Genomic DNA, 19,351 nt, shown 5'->3' with positions numbered 1-19,351 from the left:
GACGAGTCGAATGCCAGGACGGTGGTATTGTGCGCGCTTCGTTGCTCCAAGTCGCCGTGAACGAGGGCGAATCGGTCGAATCCCGTCGGCGCAGGGTCGCCGCTCTGGTACGGGAGCAGGCCGGAGCCGACCTCGTCGTCCTGCCGGAACTGTGGACGACCGGCGCGTTCGCCTACGAGGACTTCGCGCACGAGGCGGAAACCCTCGACGGGCCGACCCGCGGGGCGATGGCCGCGGCCGCGCGCGACGCGGGCGTATGGCTGCACGCGGGCTCCGTCCCGGAGCGGGGCACCGCCGACGGCGGTCCCTCGGAGGGTGACGGGCCGCTCTACAACACCTCGCTCGTCTTCTCCCCCGCCGGCGACCTGGCCGTCGTCTACCGCAAGATCCACCGCTTCGGCTTCGACAAGGGCGAGGCCGTGCTGATGAGCGCGGGCGACGCGCTGGTGACGGTGGAGCTGCCGCACACCACGCTCGGTGTGGCGACCTGCTACGACCTGCGTTTCCCCGAACTCTTCCGCGGTCTGGTCGACGCCGGTGCCGAGACACTCGTCGTCCCGGCGGGCTGGCCGGACCGCCGCCGGTCCCACTGGACGCTGCTGGCGCAGGCACGCGCCGTGGAGAACCAGGCGTTCGTCCTCGCGTGCGGAACGGCCGGGACCCACGCCGGAGTTCCGCAGGCGGGTCACTCGATCGTGGTCGACCCGTGGGGAGAGGTCCTGGCCGAGGCGGGCCCCGGCGAGCAGGTCCTCACGGTCGACTTCGACCCGGCGGAGGTCGCGAGGACCCGAGACCGGTTCCCGGCCCTCAAGGACCGCGTCCTGGGCCTGGACCGCCCGCACCACTGAGCCCTCACGCCGGACGGACGGCCCTCCGAGGCCTGTCCGGGGGGCCTGCCCGGGGGGCCTGTCCGGCGGATCATGCCGAAGACGCGGGGTCCGGCACGCCCGTCCGCGGCGTTGTCGTCGGTCGCCGGTTCCCCCGGGCTCCCGGCTCCGCTCGGGCAGGGAGGGACCCCCATCGCGTCGGCGCCCTCCTGCGCCTCGCGGCCGAACGCACCGGACCCCACCCGCCCCGGCCGGATGGACGGATACCGCCGATCGCCCCCGACGTGATCCGACGGACAGGCTCTAGTCCTCCCGCTCCTTCTCCGCCAGGTGGATCACGCAGACCGCCACCGCGATCAGCAGCGCCGGGTCCGCGTCGTCCCGTACGACGTCGACGCCGTACGTCTCCCGGATGTGCCGCCAGCGCCGTGAGATCACGGCGAGCAGCTCACCGTCGTACTCCACGGCGAACTCACGGTCGAGGATCTTGCCGCTGACGTCCAGCTCGGTGCCGTCCCTCAGGGCGACCCGGTAGTGGTTGCGCAGCAGGGACAGCCGCTTGCGCCGGATCGTCGCCAGATCCTCGCCGTCCCGTTCGATCACCATGGTGTCGCGCAGGGCGAGCATCTTCTTGCGGATGTCGATGAGGACGCGGCCCTGGACGTCCTTCAGTTCGAACGTGTCCCGCAGCCGCATGGCCTTGCCGTCGACGAGGAAGACCTTGTTGCCCCGGTCGTCCTCGATCCAGTAGTCGTCACCGATCCCGAGGATCCGGTCGCGTACGAGGAATCTCATGAGACCAGGGGTGCCCTCTCTCCCGTGCGCCGATGCCGCCGCTGGGCCGATTGCCGGAGGCCGAACCGGGTCCGACGTCCCGTCAGACCCCGTACCCGTCGCTGTAGCCGTCGCGGGTGTGCGGGCGGGTGCTGTCGACGACCGGCGTGGCGGGCGGTACGACGACGCGCCTGCGCCGCGCGATGCTGCTGAAGGTCGCCACACCGATCAGGCCGACGATCATGAGGATGATGCCGACCAGGTCCAGGTTGACCCCTTGCATGTCCCAGTCGGTCGCGAAGGTGAGGATCGCCCCCGCGGCGATCAGGATGATGCACCCTCCGAGTCCCATGAGTGCCGCCTTCCTGGCCGTTGCTTCCGGCTCTTCCCCGGTCCTTCCGGTTGCCTCCGGGTACCCGGGCAGTCATCACTCATGCGTCGGAGGCGAGTTGGCCTCCTGCCGGAGGACGCGGATGTCCGGCAGGAGGCCGGCCGGCCCTACCCGTCCAGGAACGCCGTCAGCGCGTTCGCCAGCAGGAACGGGTCCTTCGCTCCGCACAGTTCGCGCGCGCTGTGCATCGACAGGATGGCCACGCCGATGTCGACGGTCGTGATGCCGTGCCGGGCCGCGGTGATCGGACCGATGGTGGTGCCGCACGGCATGGAGTTGTTGGAGACGAACGACTGGAAGGGCACCCCCGCCTTCTCGCAGGCCGCCGCGAACACGGACCGGCCCGAACCGTCGGTGGCGTAACGGTTGTTGACGTTGACCTTGAGGATCGGGCCGCCGTCGACGCGCGGGTGGTGCGTGGGGTCGTGCCGCTCCGCGTAGTTGGGGTGGACGGCGTGTCCGGTGTCCGAGGAGAGGCAGACGGTGCCGGCGAAGGCGCGCGCCCGGTCCTCGTACGAGCCGCCGCGGGCGAACACCGAGCGCTCCAGCACGCCGCCGAGCAGCGGTCCGTCCGCACCGGTGTCGGACTGGGAGCCGTTCTCCTCGTGGTCGAAGGCGGCGAGGACGGGGATGTGGGGCAGATCCGCCCCGGCCGCGGCGGCCGCCGTCAGCGCGGCCGTTCCGGCGTGCACGGACAGCAGGTTGTCCATGCGCGGGCCGGCCAGCAGTTCCTTGTCGCGGCCCAGGTACGCGGGCGGCTCCACGGAGTGCACCATCAGGTCCCAGCCGGTGACCTCGCCGGACGGGACCCCGGCGGTGTCCTCCAGGAAGGCGATGAGGTCGCCGTCGCGCACGTCCTCGCCCAGGCCCCAGACCGGCTGCATGTGGCGCTGCTTGTCGAGCTTGAGGCCGTCGGCGTTGACCGAGCGGTCCAGGTGGATGGCGAGCTGCGGGACACGCAGCAGCGGACGGTCGACGTTCACCAGCCGGGTCGAGCCGTCCCGCAGGGACAGCCGGCCGGCCAGGCCCAGGTCGCGGTCGAGCCAGGAGTTGAGCAGCGGACCGCCGTAGATCTCCACGGCCACCTGGCGCCAGCCCTGCGTCCCGCTGTCGGGCCGCGGCTTCACCCGCAGGTTGGGGGAGTCGGTGTGGGCGCCGACGATGCGGAACGGCGTGTGGGGCGCCGTGCCCTCGGGGACGTACCAGGCGACGATCGCGCCGCCGCGCAGTACGTACCTGCCGCCGGCCGTCCCGTCCCAGGCGTCCGTCTCCACGACCTGACGGAAGCCCGCCTTCTCCAGCCGCTCGGCGGCGTTCGCCACCGCGTGGTACGGCGTGGGTGAGGCGGCGAGGAAGGTCATGAGGTCGTCGGTATGACTGCGGTGGAAGCGGGGGGGTTCGCTCATGGGTTCACCTTAACGAGGGCGAGGGCCCGCTTCCCTGTGCGGAAGCGGGCCCTCGTACGGGCTCGGGCGGTTCCCGGACGGACTCGGAGGGGATCGGGCGGATGCCCTCCGGTCTGTGCCGGGAGGTCCGGGGACGTCCTAGAAGGCCGCCTCGTCCAGCTCCATCAGGTCCAGCTCGACGCCCTCGGCGATCTTGCGCGCCAGGGTGACGCCGGGGAGCACGTTGGCCGCGAAGAACTTCGCCGCGGCGATCTTGCCGGTGTAGAAGGGGACGTCCTTGCCGGAGGCCGTCTGGAGCTTGTCGGCGGCGACCGCGGCACCCCGCAGGAGCAGGTAGCCGACGATGACGTCGCCGGAGGCCATCAGCAGGCGGGTGGTGTTCAGGCCCACCTTGTAGATGTTCTTGACGTCCTGCTCGGTGGCCGCGAGGTCGGTGAGCATCAGGCCGACGACGGCCTCCAGCTCGACGGTGGCCTTGGACAGGTGCTCGCGGGCGCCCGCCAGTTCCTCACCGCCGGTGCCGAGGGCGAGGAACTGCTTGATGTCCTCGGCGACCGAGTTCAGGGCCGCGCCCTGGTTGCGGACGATCTTCCGGAAGAAGTAGTCCTGGCCCTGGATCGCGGTGGTGCCCTCGTACAGGGTGTCGATCTTGGAGTCGCGGATGTACTGCTCGATCGGGTACTCCTGCAGGAAGCCGGAGCCGCCGAAGGTCTGCAGCGACTGGGCGAGCTGCTCGTAGCCCTTCTCGGAGCCGTAGCCCTTGACGATGGGCAGGAGCAGGTCGTTGAGCGCGTGCTCGGCCGAGGTGTCCTCGCCGGCCGCCGCCTTGACCGCGATCGTGTCCTGCACCGAGGCGGTGTGCAGGACGAGCGCGCGCATGCCCTCCGCGTACGCCTTCTGCGTCATCAGCGAGCGGCGCACGTCGGGGTGGTGGGTGATGGTGACCTTGGGGGCGGACTTGTCCATGAAGTTCGCGAGGTCCGGGCCCTGGACGCGCTCCCTGGCGTACTCCAGCGCGTTGAGGTAGCCGGTGGAGAGGGTGGAGATCGCCTTCGTGCCGACCATCATGCGGGCGAACTCGATGATGCGGAACATCTGGCGGATGCCGTCGTGCTTGTCGCCGATCAGCCAGCCCTTGGCGGGGTGCCGGTCACCGAAGGTCATCTCGCAGGTGTTGGACGCCTTCAGGCCCATCTTGTGCTCGACGTTCGTGGCGTACACGCCGTTGCGCTCGCCCGGCTCGCCGCTCTCGGCGTCGAAGAGGTACTTCGGGACGAGGAAGAGGGACAGGCCCTTGGTGCCGGGTCCGGCGCCCTCGGGACGCGCGAGCACGTAGTGGAGGATGTTCTCCGACATGTCGTGCTCACCCGAGGTGATGAACCGCTTCACGCCCTCGATGTGCCAGGAGCCGTCCTCCTGCTCCACGGCCCTGGTGCGGCCGGCGCCCACGTCCGAGCCGGCGTCGGGCTCGGTGAGGACCATGGTGGAGCCCCACTGCCGTTCGACGGCGATCTGCGCGATCTTCTTCTGCGCCTCGTTGCCCTCGTCGTACAGGACCCCGGCGAAGGCGGGGCCGGAGGAGTACATCCACACGGCCGGGTTGGCGCCCAGGATCAGCTCGGCGTACGCCCAGATCAGCGACGGGGGAGTCGTCGTGCCGCCGATGGCCTCGGGCAGGCCCAGACGCCAGTACTCGGAGTCCATGAAGGCCTGGTAGCTCTTCTTGAAGGACACGGGAACCGGCGCGGTGTTGGTCTCCGGGTCGAAGACCGGCGGGTTGCGGTCGGCGTCGGCGAAGGACTCGGCCAGCTCGTTCTCCGAGAGGCGGGTCAACTCCTCGAGGACGCTCTTCGCGGTGTCGGCATCCATCTCCTCGAACGGTCCGGTGCCGTACAGCTTGTCGCGTCCGAGCACCTCGAACAGGTTGAACTCGATGTCGCGGAGATTGGACTTGTAGTGCCCCATGGTGACGGCTCCCGGTCCGTAGAGAGAACGGCGAGGCACTTGGTTCCTCGCACAGGTTTGCATACCAACAAGTAGCTACGATGATGCTACCCGCCAGTAATAAGAAGCAAGCCCGATCCGGCCATGTGTGACGAGATCCGCGGTTCCGCCCCCGCTCCCCCTGTCCGTCCCTACCCGCCCGTACCCCGTCCGGCCCCGCGGTGCTCTCGGTACGCTTGCGCGCATGTACGGCTACGACCAGAACGTAGGGGCACAGCAGGGGTATGTCCCGCAGCAGCAGATGCCGGGCGGCTATGGGCAGCAACAGCAGCAGCAGCCGCCGCTGTACCCGGAGCCGTCCGCACCGTCGCTCGCGGACGCGGTGCGCGCCTTCACCACGGGCCAGGTGACCGCCGAGGACTTCCAGCAGGTCTTCGCGACGTCCAAGGTGTACTGCCCGCGCGGCGACAACCCGGGCTTCCTCGCTCTGCACAACACCCAGCAGCCGGTGATCCCGATGTTCACCTCGCTGAAGGAGCTGCGGCGGTACGCGGGCAAGGAGTCCAAGTACTTCGTGATCACCGGCGCCGAGGTGATCGACCTGCTGCCGACCGGCTACGGCTTCGTGCTGGACATGGAGGGCGAGCACCGGATGGTGTTCGACGCGAAGGCCGTGGAGCAGATGGTCGAGTTCGCGATGCGGCGCATGTACGGCTAGGCGGTTTCGTCTGGATCGGTCGGCCGTTGGCCCGGATGTGCCGTTGGCCGACACGCGGTGGGCGCGGATCGAGCCCTTGCTCCCGGACCGCACGCCGAAGCGGCGGGGGCGAGCCCGGCCCCGGCGCGGCCCTCACTCCTGGGCGGCGTCGTCCTCGCCCTCGGCGGCGTCGTCCTCGAAGAGGATCGCGTGGACGCGTTGCAGCACGTCGAGGTGGGCGCGGTTGTGGAACTCGACCAGCGCGTGCACGACGACCGACTCCGCGACCGCCCTTTCCCGGTGCGAGGACAGCCCGAGGTCGGCCAGGCCGGGGTGGTCCCTGTGCTGTTGGCGGACTTCGGGTGCCAGCCGTTCGGCCAGCCGCTGCCGTACTTCGTCGGGAGCGTCCTCGTCGAGCGCTGCGAACTCCGCGTCGAGGTCACCGCGAGGTCCCGAGAGCTGTTCTTGGAGGGCGGCCATCGCCACGGGTGTGAGGATGCTGGAGTAGGCCAGCAGCAGGGACCGCTGGGTCTCGGGCAGGTCGTCGGTGAGCGTCCTGAAATGCGGGGTCATGTCGAGCGCGGCCCGGTTCTCCATGACGGCCGCCAGTTCCCGCCGCATCCGCTGTCGGCGTTCGATGTCCGCCGCGAGTTCGTCGTCCAGGTCCCGGAGGATCTGCCGCGCCCTCTCGTCGCCGCCCTCGACCGAGGGGACGTCCGCGAGGGCCACGCCGAGGTCGGTCAGTCTGCGGATGCGCAGCAGGCGGACCAGATGGCCGACGCCGTACCGTTTGTAGCCGTTGGACGCCCGTTCCGGCTCGTCCAGCAGGCCGATCTCGTGGTAGTGCCGGACGGTCTTGGTCGTCGTGCCCGCGAGTTCCGCCAGCTGACGCGTACTCCACGCCACCAGGAGCCCTTTCTCCAGCCTCGTTCCCGGCGGCCATTGAAAACCGTGCCCCTGGGGCACGGTCAACCACCGGCCGGTTCCGTGCCGGCCGTTGTTGACCATGCCCCAGGGGCACGGAGTGGGATGGTCGCGACCACGACCACGAACCGGTATTCGGAGACTGGACATGAAACGACAACTCAGTGTCGGCCAGAGCCTGGCCCTCCTGGTGGTCCTCGGCCTGGGCGGCTCGCTGGCCCCGGTGCCCGCCGCCGCCGAGGAGCCGAGGACGCCGCAGACGGAGTGGGGCCAGTGCCCCGACGACGTCGTGGCCGAAGCCGCTCCGACCGAGCTGCAGTGCGCCACCGTGCCCGTGCCGCTGGACTACGCCGACCCGGAGGGCGAGCAGATCGACCTCACCGTCTCCCGGCTGGCCGCCGCCGACCCGGACGAGCGGCGCGGCGTCCTCATGCTCAACCCGGGCGGCCCCGGCGGATCCGGGCTGGCGCTGTCCGCGCTGCTGGTGGCCCAGGGCCTGCCCAGCAGCGTCACCGACCGCTACGACCTGATCGGCATGGACACCCGCGGGGTCGGTCATTCCACACCGGTCAGCTGCGGCTTCACGCAGGACAACCCCTACAACGCCAACATCCCGCCCTACGCGGTCGACGACGCCGCGGTCACCGCGCAGGCGAAGGTCGCCGAGCAGGCGGCCGAGCAGTGCGCGGGCAACGACCGCGACGGCCGGCTGCGCCACCTCACCACCGCGAACACCGCCCGCGACCTGGACCGGATCCGGGCCGCGCTCGGCGAGGAGAAGACCAGCTACCTGGGCTACTCCTACGGCACGGCACTCGGCGCCGCCTACGCGTCGATGTTCCCCGAGCGCGCCGACCGGATCGTGCTCGACAGCAACATCGGAGACACCCACCTCGACCGCGACGGCATGCGCCGCTTCGCGCTCGGCATGGAGCAGACCCTGCCGGACTTCGCGAAGTGGGCCGCCCGCCGGCACGACAGCTACGGCCTGGGCCGCACACCCCGACAGGTCCGGACGTCCTACCTCACCATCGCCGGCAGACTCGACAAGGCTCCGGTCGCGGGGATCGACGGCAACCTCTTCCGGCTCCTGACGTTCGGCCACCTGTACAAGCAGTCGCAGTACCCCACGCTGGCACAGGCCTGGCAGACGATGCTCGAAGGCGACGAGGCGGCGGCCCGCGACCTGCCGGCCCTCCAGGAGGAAACGACGGACGGGACGCTGTCGCCGGTCGACAACGCCCTGACCGTGTTCCTCTCCGTCACCTGCAACGACGTCGAATGGCCCGAGGACGTCAACACCTACCGGCGGGGCGTCACCGAGGACCGCGAACGCTACCCGCTGTACGGCGCCGCCACCGCCAACATCACACCGTGCGCCTTCTGGCCGTACGCCCCCGCCGAACCGCCGGTGGAGGTCGACGCCGAGGGCCCGCGCAACGTGCTGCTCCTGCAGAACCGGCGGGACGCGTCGACCCCGCACCGGGGCGGGAAGATGCTGCGCGAGAAGTTCGGCGACCGGGCCCGGCTGGTCAGCGTCGACGACAGCGGGCACGGCGTCTACGTCCTGGGCAGGAACTCCTGCGCGTTGAACACCGCCACGCGCTACCTCGTCGAGGGCGAGATGCCCGCGAAGGACACGTTCTGCCGCGCGGACTGACCAGCGGATCCCCGGCGGCGCTCACACCGCCCGCGGCCCGTCCGCCGGCGGCGTCCGCAGGGCGTGCCGGGTGGGTAGCTCGATCGTGAGGTACGACGTCACCACCGCCACCGCCACCGCCACCGCCACCGCCACCGCCACCACCGCCACCACCGCCGGAAGCAGCCGGGCGGGGCCTGCCGGCCAGGGGTGGTCCAGGAAGCCCTTGGGCCACCCCTGGCCGAGGAGGATCAAGGTGTTCTGCCTCGGGAGGCCCTGGACGGGGGATGCAGGTCTCGGCCCCCTGCCCGGTCCAGAGGACTCATGAAGATCTTGGGGTTCTGGCCCCGGCGCGCGAGCGGCGGGGCCAGACTCTTTCTCGTGGTGACGGGGGAACGGGCCGGGGAGACGGTCGGGCCGGATGTGTGGGAGACCTGCGGGGGCTGATCCCGGCAGGGAGTGCGGTCGCGTTCCTGGCCGAACATCGCGGGGCACTGTTTCCGGCGGAGATGTTCGCGGACATGTACCCGTCGGTGAACGAGCGGCCGGGTATGCCGCCGCAGATCCTGGCCGCGACGGTCACGTTGCAGGCCCTGCGCGGGCTGTCGGACTTCACATAGCGAAAGGGGCCACCCTGCCTACGGCCGGGCAGCCCCTCACCGAGATCTTCACGAGTCTTCTGGACGTCGTGCGACGGGCGGGTGGTCTCGACGCCCGTCGAGGAGCCTGCCGAGCCCGGAGGGAATGCCCTCCGGGCTTTCTCCGTTAGAGGTGGCAGAAAGTTCAATGCTCAACTAAAATGGCCGTACAAGAGGAGGTACCGACATGCCTGCAGTGACCGTCGAGAACCCGCTGACGCTTCCCCGTGTGGCCGCTTCGGCCGACGCCGTGGCGCGCCCCGTGCTCACCGTCACCACCGCGCCGAGCGGTTTCGAGGGCGAGGGCTTCCCGGTGCGCCGGGCGTTCGCCGGGATCAACTACCGCCATCTCGACCCGTTCATCATGATGGACCAGATGGGCGAGGTGGACTACGCGCCCGGGGAGCCGAAAGGGACCCCGTGGCACCCGCACCGCGGCTTCGAGACCGTCACCTACATCGTCGACGGGATCTTCGACCACCAGGACAGCCAGGGCGGTGGCGGCACCATCACCAACGGCGACACCCAGTGGATGACGGCCGGCTCGGGCCTGCTCCACATCGAGGCGCCGCCGGAGCAGCTGGTCATGTCCGGCGGTCTCTTCCACGGCCTCCAGCTGTGGGTGAACCTGCCCGCCAAGGACAAGATGATGGCGCCGCGCTACCAGGACATCCGCAGCGGCAGCGTCCAGCTGCTCACCTCCCCCGACGGCGGCGCGCTCCTTCGCGTCATCGCCGGTGAGCTGGACGGTCACCAGGGCCCCGGCATCACGCACACGCCGATCACGATGGTCCACGCGACGCTGGCACCGGGCGCCGAGATCACCCTGCCCTGGCGCGAGGACTTCAACGGGCTGGCCTACGTCATGGCCGGCCGCGGCGCGGTCGGCACCGACCGCCGTCCGGTCCACGTGGGACAGACGGCCGTCTTCGGCGCCGGTGGCTCGCTGACCGTCCGCGCGGACGAGAAGCAGGACTCGAACACGCCGGACCTGGACGTCGTCCTCCTCGGCGGACAGCCCATCCGGGAGCCGATGGCCCACTACGGCCCGTTCGTGATGAACACCCGCGAAGAGCTCCAGCAGGCCTTCGACGACTTCCAGAAGGGCCGCCTGGGGACCATTCCGGCCGTGCACGGCATGTCGGCATCGGGACCGCAGGAGTCCTGATTCGCCGAGCGTGTGGCGGCCCCGTCCGATCCCGGGCGGGGCCGTCGGCCGTTCCCGGCACTGCGTGCGGTTCCGGGCGGCAGTGCTTCCCGTACTGCTCGCCCTGCCCGGTACGGCGCTCCTGCGGGCGCTGCACCGGAGGATGACGAGGGCCTTCACGGGGTGGTGCGGTCCTCGGGGAGCTTGCGGTCCTCGGGGGGCGTCGAGGCAGCGGTCCTCCCGGTCCCGTCGGCCCCCTCGGGCGGGGTGTCCGACTCGTCCAGCTCGAACCAGATGCTCTTGCCCTTGCCGCGCGGGGCGACGCCCCAGGTGTGGGCCAGGAGTTCGATCAGGAGCAGGCCGCGGCCGGAGGACGCCAGCTCGCCCGGTGTGCGGATGTGCGGGAGGTCGGCGCCCCCGTCGGTGACCTCGATGTGCATCCGGCGTCCCTCGGGCCCGCCGATGACCTCGGCTTGGAGGAGGGCGTCGGCGTCGGTGTGCACGAGGACGTTGGTGAGTACCTCCGACAGGAGCAGGACCGCCGAGTCGACCTGGTCCGGCGAGCACCAGTCGTGCAGCAGCTCGCGCAGGTGCTGCCGGGCCTCCGCGACCCGTTCCGGCTCGGACTGCTCCACCGTCAGCATGGTGCGGCGCAGCGCCCGCCGTACCGTGCCCGGACCGGTGCCGGTGTTCTCGGCCTGCCGGGTGAGCAGCAGCAGGGCGATGTCGTCCTCGCGGCGGTCGGTCAGGGGGCCGGTGGTGTGGTGCGAGGAGGGGCCGTGGACGGCCTGCACCAGGGCGTCGGCCAGTTCCTCCAGGCTGCCCCGGTGGCGTTCGAGGACGGTGCGCAGCCGCCGCCAGCCGGTGTCCAGGTCGTGGCCGCCGGTCTCGATCAGGCCGTCCGTGCAGACCAGCATGGTCTCGCCGGGCTCCAGGACCATTCGGGTGGTGGGGTAGTCGGCGTCCGGAGTGATGCCCAGGGGGACCCCGCCCGCCGTCTGCCGGGTCAGTACGGTCGCGTCGGGCATGCGGACCGCGGGATCGTGGTGTCCCGCGCGGGCGATGTCCAGCACTCCGCCGGTGGGGTCCACCTCGACGTACAGGCACGTCGCGTAGCGCGGATCGGCGGGGTCCGCCTCGTTGATCCCGTACAGGAAGCGGGAGGCGCGGGAGAGCACGGCGTCGGGCCGGTGTCCCTCGGAGGCGTACGCCCGCAGGGCTATGCGCAGCTGGCCCATGAGTCCGGCGGCCCGCACGTCGTGGCCCTGCACATCCCCGATGACCAGGGCGAACCGTTCGTTCGGCAGAGTGATCACGTCGTACCAGTCGCCACCGACCTGGAGGCCGCCGCCGGTGGGGATGTACCGCGCGGCGACGCTCATCCCCGGGATGCGCTGCGGGCCGAGCCTGGGCAGCATCGAGCGCTGCAGGCCGTCGGTGAGGGCCCGCTCGCTCTCGGCGGTGCCCGCGCGGGTCAGCGCCTGGGCCAGCATCCGCGCCACGGTGGTCAGCACCGACCGCTCGTCGGGGGTGAAGGCGACCGGGTGGGCGAAGGCCGCCATCCAGGTGCCCATCGTGCGGCCGGACGCCGTCAGCGGCAGGAAGGCCCAGGACTGGTGGCCGAAGCGTTCGGCGAGCGGCCAGGTGAGGGGATACCGGGCCCGGTACTGCTGTGGGCTGGACACATAGATCGCGCGGCCCGTCCGTGCCACCTCGGCGGCCGGGAAGGCCGTGTCCAGGGGCATGGAGAACGGGCCTTCGGAGTCGGGCTCCTGTCCGTGGTGGCCGATGACGGTGAGCTGGTCGCCCGTCACGCCGTACACCGCGAGTCCGTCCGGTGAGAAGCCCGGCATCGAGAGGTTCGCCGCGACCCGCAGCACCTCCTGGGTCGACCGCGCCTCGGCCAGCGCCCTGCCCGCGTCCAGCAGGAACGCCTCCCGTGACCGGCGCCAGTCGCCGGTGACCGCGCTGCGGCCGGCGGGGGTGCCGGGAGCCGGGTCGGTGACCTCCTGAAGGGTCCCGGTGAGCAGGTACGCCTTGCGCAGGGGGTCGAAGGTCGGCTTGGAGCGGCTGCGCACCACCCGTACGACCCGCCCCTGGTCGTCCATGATCCGGATGCGCACCTCGGCGAGGGTGCCTTCGGCGACGGCGAGCTGGACCACGCCGGTGATCTCGTTCCAGTCGACCGGGTGGAGTCGTGCCCGTACCTGGGCCTCCGTGAGGGTGACCTGCTCGGCGGGCAGCTCCAGGAGCCGCGCCGAGACCTCGTCGACCGTCACCAACCCGGCTGCTGTGTCCCAGTGCCATCTCCCGGTCTCGACGAGGGCGAGGACATCCCTCATGGAGGGCAAGGGCTCACCAGTGCGCATTGCCCCACTTTATGAAGACTCGGGAGGAAGATGCCACCGGCGGTGTCCGCGGGACCGGCCGGCAATCCTGGGGCGGCGATCTTGGACCGGCCGGTAGGCTTGGGGGAGTTTCACGTGAAACAACGGCCCCGACCCCAAGACCCCGATCAGCGAAGGCTGGATGAACGACGATGCATCGGTACAGGTCCCACACCTGCGGCGAGCTCCGCGCCTCTGACGTCGGCACCGACGTCCGGTTGAGCGGCTGGCTGCACAATCGGCGCGACCTGGGCGGCATCCTCTTCATCGATCTGCGCGATCACTACGGCATCACGCAGCTCGTGGCCCGTCCCGGCACGCCCGCCTACGAGGCCCTGGACCGGCTCTCCAAGGAGACCGTCGTCCGGATCGACGGCAAGGTCGTCTCCCGCGGCACGGAGAACGTCAACCCCGAGCTGCCGACCGGTGAGGTCGAGGTCGAGGTCGGCGAGGTCGAGGTGCTGGGCGCGGCGGCTCCGCTCCCCTTCACGATCAACGCCGAGGACGGGGTCAACGAGGAGCGGCGCCTGGAGTACCGCTTCCTGGACCTGCGCCGCGAGCGCATGCACCGCAACATCCTGCTGCGGACGTCGGTGATCTCGGCCATCCGCCACAAGATGACGGCGCTGGGCTTCAACGAGATGGCGACGCCGATCCTCAGCGCCACCTCCCCCGAGGGCGCCCGCGACTTCGTCGTCCCGTCGCGCCTCAACGCGGGCAGGTTCTACGCGCTGCCGCAGGCTCCGCAGCAGTTCAAGCAGCTGCTGATGGTCTCCGGCTTCGACCGCTACTTCCAGATCGCGCCCTGCTTCCGCGACGAGGACGCCCGCGCGGACCGCTCGCCGGGCGAGTTCTACCAGCTCGACGTGGAGATGAGCTTCGTCGAGCAGGAGGACGTCTTCCAGCCGATCGAGAAGCTGATGACCGAGCTGTTCGAGGAGTTCGGCAACGGCCGCCACGTGACGTCCCCGTTCCCGCGGATCCCGTTCCGCGAGGCGATGCTGAAGTACGGCTCCGACAAGCCGGACCTGCGCGCCAAGCCGGAGCTCGTCGACATCACCGACGTCTTCGAGGGCTCGGAGTTCAAGGCGTTCGCCGGCAAGCACGTGCGCGCGCTGCCGGTGCCGGACGTCTCCGGCCAGCCGCGCAAGTTCTTCGACCAGCTCGGTGACTACGCGGTCGCGCAGGGCGCGAAGGGCCTGGCGTGGGTGCGGGTGGCCGAGGACGGCTCGCTGACCGGTCCGATCGCGAAGTTCCTCACCGAGGAGAACGTCGCCGAGCTGACCAAGCGGCTCTCGCTGGCCCCCGGACACGCGGTGTTCTTCGGCGCCGGCGAGTTCGACGAGGTCTCGAAGATCATGGGCGCGGTCCGCGTCGAGGCCGCCAAGCGGGCCGGGCAGTTCGAGGAGGACGTCTTCCGCTTCTGCTGGATCGTCGACTTCCCGATGTACGAGAAGGACGAGGAGACCGGCGCGATCGACTTCTCGCACAACCCCTTCTCGATGCCGCAGGGCGGCCTGGAGGCCCTGGAGACCCAGGACCCGCTGGACATCCTGGGCTGGCAGTACGACATCGTGTGCAACGGCGTCGAGCTGTCCTCCGGCGCGATCCGGAACCACGAGCCGGACATCATGATCAAGGCCTTCGAGATCGCGGGCTACGACCGCGAGACGGTCGAGGAGAAGTTCGCCGGCATGCTCCGCGCGTTCCGCTTCGGCGCCCCGCCGCACGGCGGCATCGCGCCCGGTGTCGACCGCATCGTCATGCTCCTCGCCGACGAGCCCAACATCCGCGAGACCATCGCCTTCCCGCTCAACGGCAACGCCCAGGACCTGATGATGGGCGCCCCGACCGAGCTGGACGAGGCCCGGCTGAAGGAACTGCACCTCTCGGTGCGCAAGCCGCAGGCGAAGTAGACCGGCCACACGCGAGGGGCCCGGAACCGATACCGCTATCGGTTCCGGGCCCCTCGCGTGTGCCGATGCGGGATCGGTGTCCGGTCCGGTCAGCCTGAGCTGCGGTTCCTCGTCGAGCCGAGCGCGCGGGCGTACTCCTGCGCCGCCGCCAGCCGGCTCGCGCGGTGTTCCGCCTCGATCTCCTCGTCGTCCCGGTCCTCGGTGCCCAACTGATCAAGGAGACGTGCGGAGCGCTCGGCCTCGGCCGGGTCGTCTCGGAGGAGCGCGCGCCTGTGCTCGCGCCAGCTGTCGCCGGTCACAGTCGCACCTTTGGGTAGCCGCGCGCCGGTAGTGCCGTGCGCGTCGCGGAGTCGCGGAATTCCGGTGCGCTGACCAGTATGGACTCCGCTTCGTCGAGGGAGACGGAGTACCGGCCCAGGGGGAGGAATCCGTTGGCGGCGAAGGTGGGCAGCACGTGAGGTCCTGTCGGGTGTCGGCGAACGTCGTCACAGCGGTCGCAGCGGGGCGGTACGGGTCCTCCTGCCGGGGCGGCTTCAAGGCAGCCGACGGTTCCGGAGAGCTGCTCCGCCGACGCGCGTTCCCGGCCGGCGGCGCAGGTGGGTCCCTCCGTCAGCCGTGACTACTCGTCCGCGAAGATGTCTTCGGCCGTCGGGGCCGTGACGGCCCGCCGGTGCCAGTGGCGCAGGATCTCGGGGTCGCCACAGCCGGTGACGCGTTCCCGGACCGCTTCGGGGACGTCGATGCCGCGTACTTCCAGGATGTCCAGGACGTCCTCGGCGGCACGGCGCGCCTCGCCTTCGGCCCGGCCCTCGGCCCGGCCCTCGTCGCGGATTTCCTCGGAGAGGGGTGACTTGTAAAAGGAGAGGTCCACGGCCACCAGTTTCCTCCACAGGTGTGCGGCCGGGTGTTTGCCCAGGTCTTGTGCGACGAGTTCGATGATCGGGTCGGCGATGCTCTGCGGTGTGTCCCGCAGAACGGCCGTCCTTGATTTCAGTACCCCAGGTAGGTGATCTGGACGATGTAGACACGTTCGCCGCGTACGACGACCTGGTATCTGAACATGCCGCCGGGGACGATGACGTCGCCCCCCTTCGGGTCGATGCCCTCGTGGGCCCGGCCGTGAAGGTGGACGGCTTCGGCGGCTCTGACCAGCTCGTCCGCCTTCCTCTGCACACCGGCGAGGAAGTCGGCGGGTGCGGTGCGGGCGGTTTCCTCCGCACCGAAGGCGTACTCCCACTTCCAGCTCAACCGCGCACTGCTTTCATGGCTTCGTCCAGGACGGCGCTCAGCTCCCGCAGAGCCTCCTCGGCGATGGCGGGATTCTCGTGCTCCAGCCTGTTCTGTGCCTGCGCGAAGCGGGAGGACAGAGCAGGGCGCCGGGCGATCTCGATGTCTCGGGCCCAGGTGAGGACCCAGCTCCGCACGGGGCTCAGGGACTGCCACTCCACGGCTTTGGTGAAGGCGTCGTCCTTTGTGGCCTGCATCTCCTCCAGGCGCCCCGGATCGACCACCGCGAGAGCCGTGCGCAGGGCGTCAGGAGTCTGCTCGGGACGTGGGATCAGCTCGTGTCCGTGATCGGCCTGAGTACTCATGGTGTCCTCCACAGGGTGCCCCGGCCAGGGTATCCGGACGGGGCCGCGGAGGAGCCGGACCGGGAACCGGGCAGGCCGCGAGCGGCCTGTCACGGTCGGCCCTGTCCAACGAGGGACGGCTCGTCGGTTCCGGTGCCGGGGACACCGGAACCGACACCCGCTGAGGCGCAGCCCTGGCAGTGGTGGGGGTCGGGGCCGCGGTAGGCGTGGTCGCAGGTGTCGCAGTTGCGCAGGGGGTGCCGGACGGGCCTGGGCTGTTCGGGGGCGCGGTACGGCGGGAGGGGCGGCAGTTTGGCCGTCAGGCGGTGGGCCAGGAAGGCGGCCGGGCGGACCAGGGGTTCCAGGGGCAGGTCGCCGGCCAGGGCCCTGCGTACGGCGGCGGGGGTCAGCTCGCGCTCCAGCCAGGCGACGACACCGGGCGCGAGGTGTTCGGCGTCGGTGGCGGAGAGCAGCAGCCGGGGGTCCTCGCGGCGCAGGCCGGCGAGGACGTCGGTGGCAGCCTGGAGGAGGTCGGGGGAGGTGTAGCCGGGCTTCGGTACGGCAGGGAGGGCGCGGCGGCGTGGGGGTTCCTGCTGCGGGGCGGCGGCCGCGCGGCGGGTTGGGGGACGGGCCGGAGGGTTGGGCGCCTCGCCCGGTTCGGACGGAGCGTCGCGTCGGCCGGGCTGGTTGCAGGAGACCGTGCGGGTGACGATGCGGCCGGTCGGGGTGCGTTCGCGGGTGCGGCGCAGGTAGCCGTGGGTCTCCAGCTCGCGCAGGGCGGCGGCGATCCGGGTCGGGCCCTCGGGGAAGCGGGCGGCGAGGGTCTTGATGCCGATGGGGGCGCCGGTGGGGAGGGACTGGATGTGGCAGGCCAGCCCGATCGCCAGCAGGGAGAGGTCCGGGTGCTGGGCGAGGTGGTTGCCGATCACCGTGAAGCGGGCGGTGTGGCGGGCGTTGTCGTGGGTGACGCCGCCGGGATGCCGCTTCGCGCGGGTGCGGTGGGAGGGGTGGTTTTTCCCGTCGTTACGGGACTGGGCGTGCGGGGGCACGCTAGTGTTTTGGGTGTTCATCGGGAAGGGGCTTTCTTCCTTGGTGGGCAGGCCCTCGCAACGGGACGTCACTCCCGGCGGGGGCCGTTTACGTGTCTGGGGCTGTGTGCCGTGCTGTGTTGCGCTGAGCGTAGGACAGACAACCTGTCGCATATCTACTCCAGTTGGTGATGTTCACTCGCGCGAGTGAGCGTGCGCCGTGGGCGGGAGGGGTGGGGCTTGGTGGGGTTTCTTTCTCTCCCGTGGTCCTTGGAAAAGACGGCCGACGGCACCGGAACACACACGGCGGGGTTCCGGTGCCGGTGTCGTTTCCGCAGGTCAGGCTGGCGGTAGGTCGAGTTCCGCCCATACGGTCTTGCGGGGGACGGGTCCGAGGTCCACGCCCCGGCGGTCGGCGAGGGCCTCGACGAGGAGCAGGCCGTGTCCGGACTCGGCGTCGGGGGCGGGTACGCGGCGGCGCGGGAGGTCGTCACCGCGGGTGTCCGTGACCTCGATGCGGAGAGTCGCGCCGTCGGTCAGGAGGGCGAGGCGGAAGTCGCGTCCGGCGAGCCGGCCGTGGGTGGCCGCGTTGGCGGCGAGTTCGGCGACGAGGTGTTCGGCGGCCTCGGTGGTGCGGTGGGGCAGGTCCCGGTCGCGAGTCCAGTCCGCGGCGAGCAGCCGGGCGAGGCGGGCGCCGCGGGGTGTGGGTGACAGGAGCACGCTGAAGTGGCCGGCGGGTGAAGGGAATTGGGTGGACTTTTCGCTGTTCACGGGACCGAGCGTGGCCGGACGTGCTTACCGTGAACAGTGACAGCCCCGATACACAGGGTGACTGTCGGAGCTTGTCGGCCGCTGTCCGGACCATCGGAAACCGGCCTACGAGTACGGGCGTTGCACAGCACGGCGGTACGACAGAGGGGTGCGGTATGTCGGTGGACGGCGAGGCGGTACGGCTCCGGACCGAGACCGAGGAGGACGAGCCGGGGTGGGAGGTGGACCCGGAGGACGAGTGGGGGGTGGCCGTTCTCACCACGGTAGGGCGTCAGTTGAGGCTGCGGCGGGAGGCGATGGGCATGCGGGTCGCCGACTTCGCGGCGGCGGTCAAGTACGGGGACGACCTGGTCTACAAAGTCGAGGGTGGGAAGCGGATTCCCCAGCAGGAGTATCTGTGCAGGGCCGACAAGGTGTTGGGCGCAGGCGGGCTCATCGCGGCAGCCTGGGAGGACGTGAGGAAGGTCCGGTACCCGAAGAGTGTGCGGGCGCTGGGCAAGCTGGAGGCGCAGGCGGTTGAGGCGGCGCTGTACAGCAACCACAACATCCACGGTTTGTTGCAGACCGAGGAGCACATGCGGGCGCTCTTCGAAGCGTGGCTTCCTGCCTACTCGGATGAGGAAACGGAGCGCATGGTGGCCGCGCGGATGGCCCGTCGTTCGATCTTCGAGCGGTCACCGGCGCCGACGCTGAGTTTTGTCCAGGAAGAGGTGACGCTGCGGCGCCCGGTCGGGGGCAGAATGGTTTGGCGGCGGCAACTCGAACGCCTGTTGGAACTCGGGCAGTTGCGGAACGTCTCGATTCAGGTAATGCCGACTGACTGCGAGGACCACTTCGGCACGGGCGGACTGATCGAGGTGCTCAAGTTTCCGGACGGCACGGCGGTGGGGCGCTCCGAAGGTGCGTTCAGCGGTCGCCCGGTGTCCGAGCCGAAGCAGCTCAGGATCCTTGAACTGCGCTATGGCATGATCCGGGCGCAGGCTCTCACGCCCCGAGAGTCGCGGGCCCTCATCGAGCAGATGCTTGGAGAGACATGATCAGCACCTCCACCGGCCACGACGCTTCTGCGCTGGTCTGGTTCAAGAGCAGCTACAGCAGCAGCGGCGACGGCAACGACTGCATCGAGACCGCCAAGGCCCCTGACGTGGTGCACGTCCGCGACTCCAAGAACATAGAGGGCCCTCAGCTTGTGCTTACGCACCACGCGTGGGCGGACTTCGTGGCAGACGTGTCGGGAAGCTGACCCTTCAACTGCGCATCGCCCCGCACCTGGTTGTCGCTGGATGCGGGG

At 70.4% G+C, this 19,351-nt stretch carries 22 protein-coding genes; 8 read left to right on the top strand and 14 right to left on the bottom strand.

Annotated features, from left to right (window positions below; all coding sequences use genetic code 11):
• Nucleotides 1–29: 29 nt before the first annotated feature.
• Nucleotides 30–848: a carbon-nitrogen family hydrolase gene (locus tag ACWZEH_RS16805; protein ID WP_456199346.1), complete on the top strand. Its 819-nt coding sequence runs from the start codon at nucleotides 30–32 to the stop codon at nucleotides 846–848.
• A gap of 282 nt (nucleotides 849–1,130) precedes the next feature.
• Here the strand turns inward: ACWZEH_RS16805 and ACWZEH_RS16800 are convergent, their stop codons facing one another.
• The 4 genes from ACWZEH_RS16800 to ACWZEH_RS16785 form a co-directional block, all read right to left on the bottom strand.
• Entirely contained in the window at nucleotides 1,131–1,622 is a 492-nt protein-coding gene (locus ACWZEH_RS16800; protein WP_456199344.1) for an LURP-one-related/scramblase family protein, read from the bottom strand.
• 82 nt (nucleotides 1,623–1,704) lie between these two features.
• A complete protein-coding gene (locus ACWZEH_RS16795; RefSeq protein WP_456199343.1) occupies nucleotides 1,705–1,953 on the bottom strand; it encodes a DUF6458 family protein in 249 nt (82 codons plus the stop codon).
• 146 nt (nucleotides 1,954–2,099) lie between these two features.
• Nucleotides 2,100–3,398, bottom strand: a complete 1,299-nt coding sequence (locus ACWZEH_RS16790) for a M18 family aminopeptidase (RefSeq protein WP_456199341.1) — start codon at nucleotides 3,396–3,398, stop codon at nucleotides 2,100–2,102.
• A 138-nt stretch (nucleotides 3,399–3,536) separates the two neighbouring features.
• On the bottom strand, nucleotides 3,537–5,363 hold the full coding sequence (locus ACWZEH_RS16785) for an acyl-CoA dehydrogenase (protein WP_456199634.1): 1,827 nt from the start codon (nucleotides 5,361–5,363) through the stop codon (nucleotides 3,537–3,539).
• A 223-nt stretch (nucleotides 5,364–5,586) separates the two neighbouring features.
• Between ACWZEH_RS16785 and ACWZEH_RS16780 the strand changes: the two genes are divergently transcribed.
• The gene (locus ACWZEH_RS16780; protein WP_456199339.1) at nucleotides 5,587–6,060 is read left to right on the top strand and encodes an SseB family protein; all 474 of its coding nucleotides are present in this window, start codon (nucleotides 5,587–5,589) and stop codon (nucleotides 6,058–6,060) included.
• Nucleotides 6,061–6,192: 132 nt separating this feature from the next.
• Here the strand turns inward: ACWZEH_RS16780 and ACWZEH_RS16775 are convergent, their stop codons facing one another.
• On the bottom strand, nucleotides 6,193–6,945 hold the full coding sequence (locus ACWZEH_RS16775) for a helix-turn-helix domain-containing protein (protein ID WP_456199337.1): 753 nt from the start codon (nucleotides 6,943–6,945) through the stop codon (nucleotides 6,193–6,195).
• 166 nt (nucleotides 6,946–7,111) lie between these two features.
• Here ACWZEH_RS16775 and ACWZEH_RS16770 point away from each other — a divergent pair, with 166 nt between their 5' ends.
• A complete protein-coding gene (locus ACWZEH_RS16770) occupies nucleotides 7,112–8,623 on the top strand; it encodes an alpha/beta hydrolase (RefSeq protein ID WP_456199335.1) in 1,512 nt (503 codons plus the stop codon).
• A gap of 21 nt (nucleotides 8,624–8,644) precedes the next feature.
• Here ACWZEH_RS16770 and ACWZEH_RS16765 read toward each other — a convergent pair whose 3' ends face one another.
• Nucleotides 8,645–8,857, bottom strand: coding sequence for a hypothetical protein (locus ACWZEH_RS16765; RefSeq protein WP_456199333.1), 213 nt, complete (start codon nucleotides 8,855–8,857; stop codon nucleotides 8,645–8,647).
• A gap of 170 nt (nucleotides 8,858–9,027) precedes the next feature.
• Between ACWZEH_RS16765 and ACWZEH_RS16760 the strand changes: the two genes are divergently transcribed.
• Both ACWZEH_RS16760 and ACWZEH_RS16755 read left to right on the top strand, forming a co-directional pair.
• On the top strand, nucleotides 9,028–9,222 hold the full coding sequence (locus ACWZEH_RS16760) for a hypothetical protein (RefSeq protein ID WP_456199331.1): 195 nt from the start codon (nucleotides 9,028–9,030) through the stop codon (nucleotides 9,220–9,222).
• A 205-nt stretch (nucleotides 9,223–9,427) separates the two neighbouring features.
• On the top strand, nucleotides 9,428–10,408 hold the full coding sequence (locus ACWZEH_RS16755) for a pirin family protein (RefSeq protein WP_456199329.1): 981 nt from the start codon (nucleotides 9,428–9,430) through the stop codon (nucleotides 10,406–10,408).
• Nucleotides 10,409–10,563: 155 nt separating this feature from the next.
• Here the strand turns inward: ACWZEH_RS16755 and ACWZEH_RS16750 are convergent, their stop codons facing one another.
• Nucleotides 10,564–12,756, bottom strand: a complete 2,193-nt coding sequence (locus ACWZEH_RS16750; protein WP_456199327.1) for an ATP-binding SpoIIE family protein phosphatase — start codon at nucleotides 12,754–12,756, stop codon at nucleotides 10,564–10,566.
• A gap of 170 nt (nucleotides 12,757–12,926) precedes the next feature.
• Between ACWZEH_RS16750 and aspS the strand changes: the two genes are divergently transcribed.
• A complete protein-coding gene (aspS, locus tag ACWZEH_RS16745; protein WP_456199325.1) occupies nucleotides 12,927–14,690 on the top strand; it encodes an aspartate--tRNA ligase in 1,764 nt (587 codons plus the stop codon).
• Between the two features lie 89 nt (nucleotides 14,691–14,779).
• Here aspS and ACWZEH_RS16740 read toward each other — a convergent pair whose 3' ends face one another.
• The 7 genes from ACWZEH_RS16740 to ACWZEH_RS16710 all read right to left on the bottom strand — a co-directional run bounded on the left by ACWZEH_RS16740 (nucleotide 14,780) and on the right by ACWZEH_RS16710 (nucleotide 18,060).
• Nucleotides 14,780–14,989: a hypothetical protein gene (locus ACWZEH_RS16740; RefSeq protein WP_456199323.1), complete on the bottom strand. Its 210-nt coding sequence runs from the start codon at nucleotides 14,987–14,989 to the stop codon at nucleotides 14,780–14,782.
• Nucleotides 14,986–15,144, bottom strand: coding sequence for a hypothetical protein (locus tag ACWZEH_RS16735; RefSeq protein WP_456199322.1), 159 nt, complete (start codon nucleotides 15,142–15,144; stop codon nucleotides 14,986–14,988). The genes ACWZEH_RS16740 and ACWZEH_RS16735 overlap by 4 nt, the downstream gene beginning before the upstream one ends.
• Nucleotides 15,145–15,309: 165 nt before the next feature.
• On the bottom strand, nucleotides 15,310–15,561 hold the full coding sequence (locus ACWZEH_RS16730) for a hypothetical protein (RefSeq protein WP_456199320.1): 252 nt from the start codon (nucleotides 15,559–15,561) through the stop codon (nucleotides 15,310–15,312).
• A gap of 119 nt (nucleotides 15,562–15,680) precedes the next feature.
• Nucleotides 15,681–15,938 carry a hypothetical protein gene (locus tag ACWZEH_RS16725; RefSeq protein WP_456199318.1) on the bottom strand — a complete coding sequence of 86 codons (258 nt, stop codon included), beginning with the start codon at nucleotides 15,936–15,938 and terminating at the stop codon, nucleotides 15,681–15,683.
• Nucleotides 15,935–16,282, bottom strand: a complete 348-nt coding sequence (locus tag ACWZEH_RS16720) for a hypothetical protein (protein ID WP_456199316.1) — start codon at nucleotides 16,280–16,282, stop codon at nucleotides 15,935–15,937. The genes ACWZEH_RS16725 and ACWZEH_RS16720 overlap by 4 nt, the downstream gene beginning before the upstream one ends.
• An 89-nt stretch (nucleotides 16,283–16,371) precedes the next feature.
• Complete coding sequence (locus ACWZEH_RS16715) at nucleotides 16,372–17,331, bottom strand: helix-turn-helix domain-containing protein (RefSeq protein WP_456199314.1); 960 nt, start codon at nucleotides 17,329–17,331, stop codon at nucleotides 16,372–16,374.
• A gap of 297 nt (nucleotides 17,332–17,628) precedes the next feature.
• Nucleotides 17,629–18,060, bottom strand: coding sequence for an ATP-binding protein (locus ACWZEH_RS16710; protein WP_456199312.1), 432 nt, complete (start codon nucleotides 18,058–18,060; stop codon nucleotides 17,629–17,631).
• A 155-nt stretch (nucleotides 18,061–18,215) separates the two neighbouring features.
• Here ACWZEH_RS16710 and ACWZEH_RS16705 point away from each other — a divergent pair, with 155 nt between their 5' ends.
• Nucleotides 18,216–19,097, top strand: a complete 882-nt coding sequence (locus tag ACWZEH_RS16705; RefSeq protein ID WP_456199310.1) for a helix-turn-helix domain-containing protein — start codon at nucleotides 18,216–18,218, stop codon at nucleotides 19,095–19,097.
• On the top strand, nucleotides 19,094–19,303 hold the full coding sequence (locus tag ACWZEH_RS16700; RefSeq protein ID WP_456199308.1) for a DUF397 domain-containing protein: 210 nt from the start codon (nucleotides 19,094–19,096) through the stop codon (nucleotides 19,301–19,303). Before ACWZEH_RS16705 ends, ACWZEH_RS16700 begins: the two co-directional genes overlap by 4 nt.
• Nucleotides 19,304–19,351: the final 48 nt, after the last annotated feature.

The sequence above is a fragment of the Streptomyces yamdrokensis genome, assembly GCF_053890455.1.
This window is presented reverse-complemented; position numbering and strand designations above follow the sequence as displayed.

What these genes read in the sequence shown, in the direction of transcription:
- ACWZEH_RS16800 (WP_456199344.1), bottom strand. Translation starts at nt 1,622, where the DNA reads ATGAGATTCCTCGTACGCGACCGGATCCTCGGGATCGGTGACGACTAC.
- ACWZEH_RS16795 (WP_456199343.1), bottom strand. Translation starts at nt 1,953, where the DNA reads ATGGGACTCGGAGGGTGCATCATCCTGATCGCCGCGGGGGCGATCCTC.
- ACWZEH_RS16790 (WP_456199341.1), bottom strand. Translation starts at nt 3,398, where the DNA reads ATGAGCGAACCCCCCCGCTTCCACCGCAGTCATACCGACGACCTCATG.
- ACWZEH_RS16785 (WP_456199634.1), bottom strand. Translation starts at nt 5,363, where the DNA reads ATGGGGCACTACAAGTCCAATCTCCGCGACATCGAGTTCAACCTGTTC.
- ACWZEH_RS16780 (WP_456199339.1), top strand. Translation starts at nt 5,587, where the DNA reads ATGTACGGCTACGACCAGAACGTAGGGGCACAGCAGGGGTATGTCCCG.
- ACWZEH_RS16770 (WP_456199335.1), top strand. Translation starts at nt 7,112, where the DNA reads ATGAAACGACAACTCAGTGTCGGCCAGAGCCTGGCCCTCCTGGTGGTC.
- ACWZEH_RS16755 (WP_456199329.1), top strand. Translation starts at nt 9,428, where the DNA reads ATGCCTGCAGTGACCGTCGAGAACCCGCTGACGCTTCCCCGTGTGGCC.
- ACWZEH_RS16750 (WP_456199327.1), bottom strand. Translation starts at nt 12,756, where the DNA reads ATGCGCACTGGTGAGCCCTTGCCCTCCATGAGGGATGTCCTCGCCCTC.
- aspS (WP_456199325.1), top strand. Translation starts at nt 12,927, where the DNA reads ATGCATCGGTACAGGTCCCACACCTGCGGCGAGCTCCGCGCCTCTGAC.
- ACWZEH_RS16720 (WP_456199316.1), bottom strand. Translation starts at nt 16,282, where the DNA reads ATGAGTACTCAGGCCGATCACGGACACGAGCTGATCCCACGTCCCGAG.
- ACWZEH_RS16715 (WP_456199314.1), bottom strand. Translation starts at nt 17,331, where the DNA reads ATGAACACCCAAAACACTAGCGTGCCCCCGCACGCCCAGTCCCGTAAC.
- ACWZEH_RS16705 (WP_456199310.1), top strand. Translation starts at nt 18,216, where the DNA reads ATGTCGGTGGACGGCGAGGCGGTACGGCTCCGGACCGAGACCGAGGAG.
- ACWZEH_RS16700 (WP_456199308.1), top strand. Translation starts at nt 19,094, where the DNA reads ATGATCAGCACCTCCACCGGCCACGACGCTTCTGCGCTGGTCTGGTTC.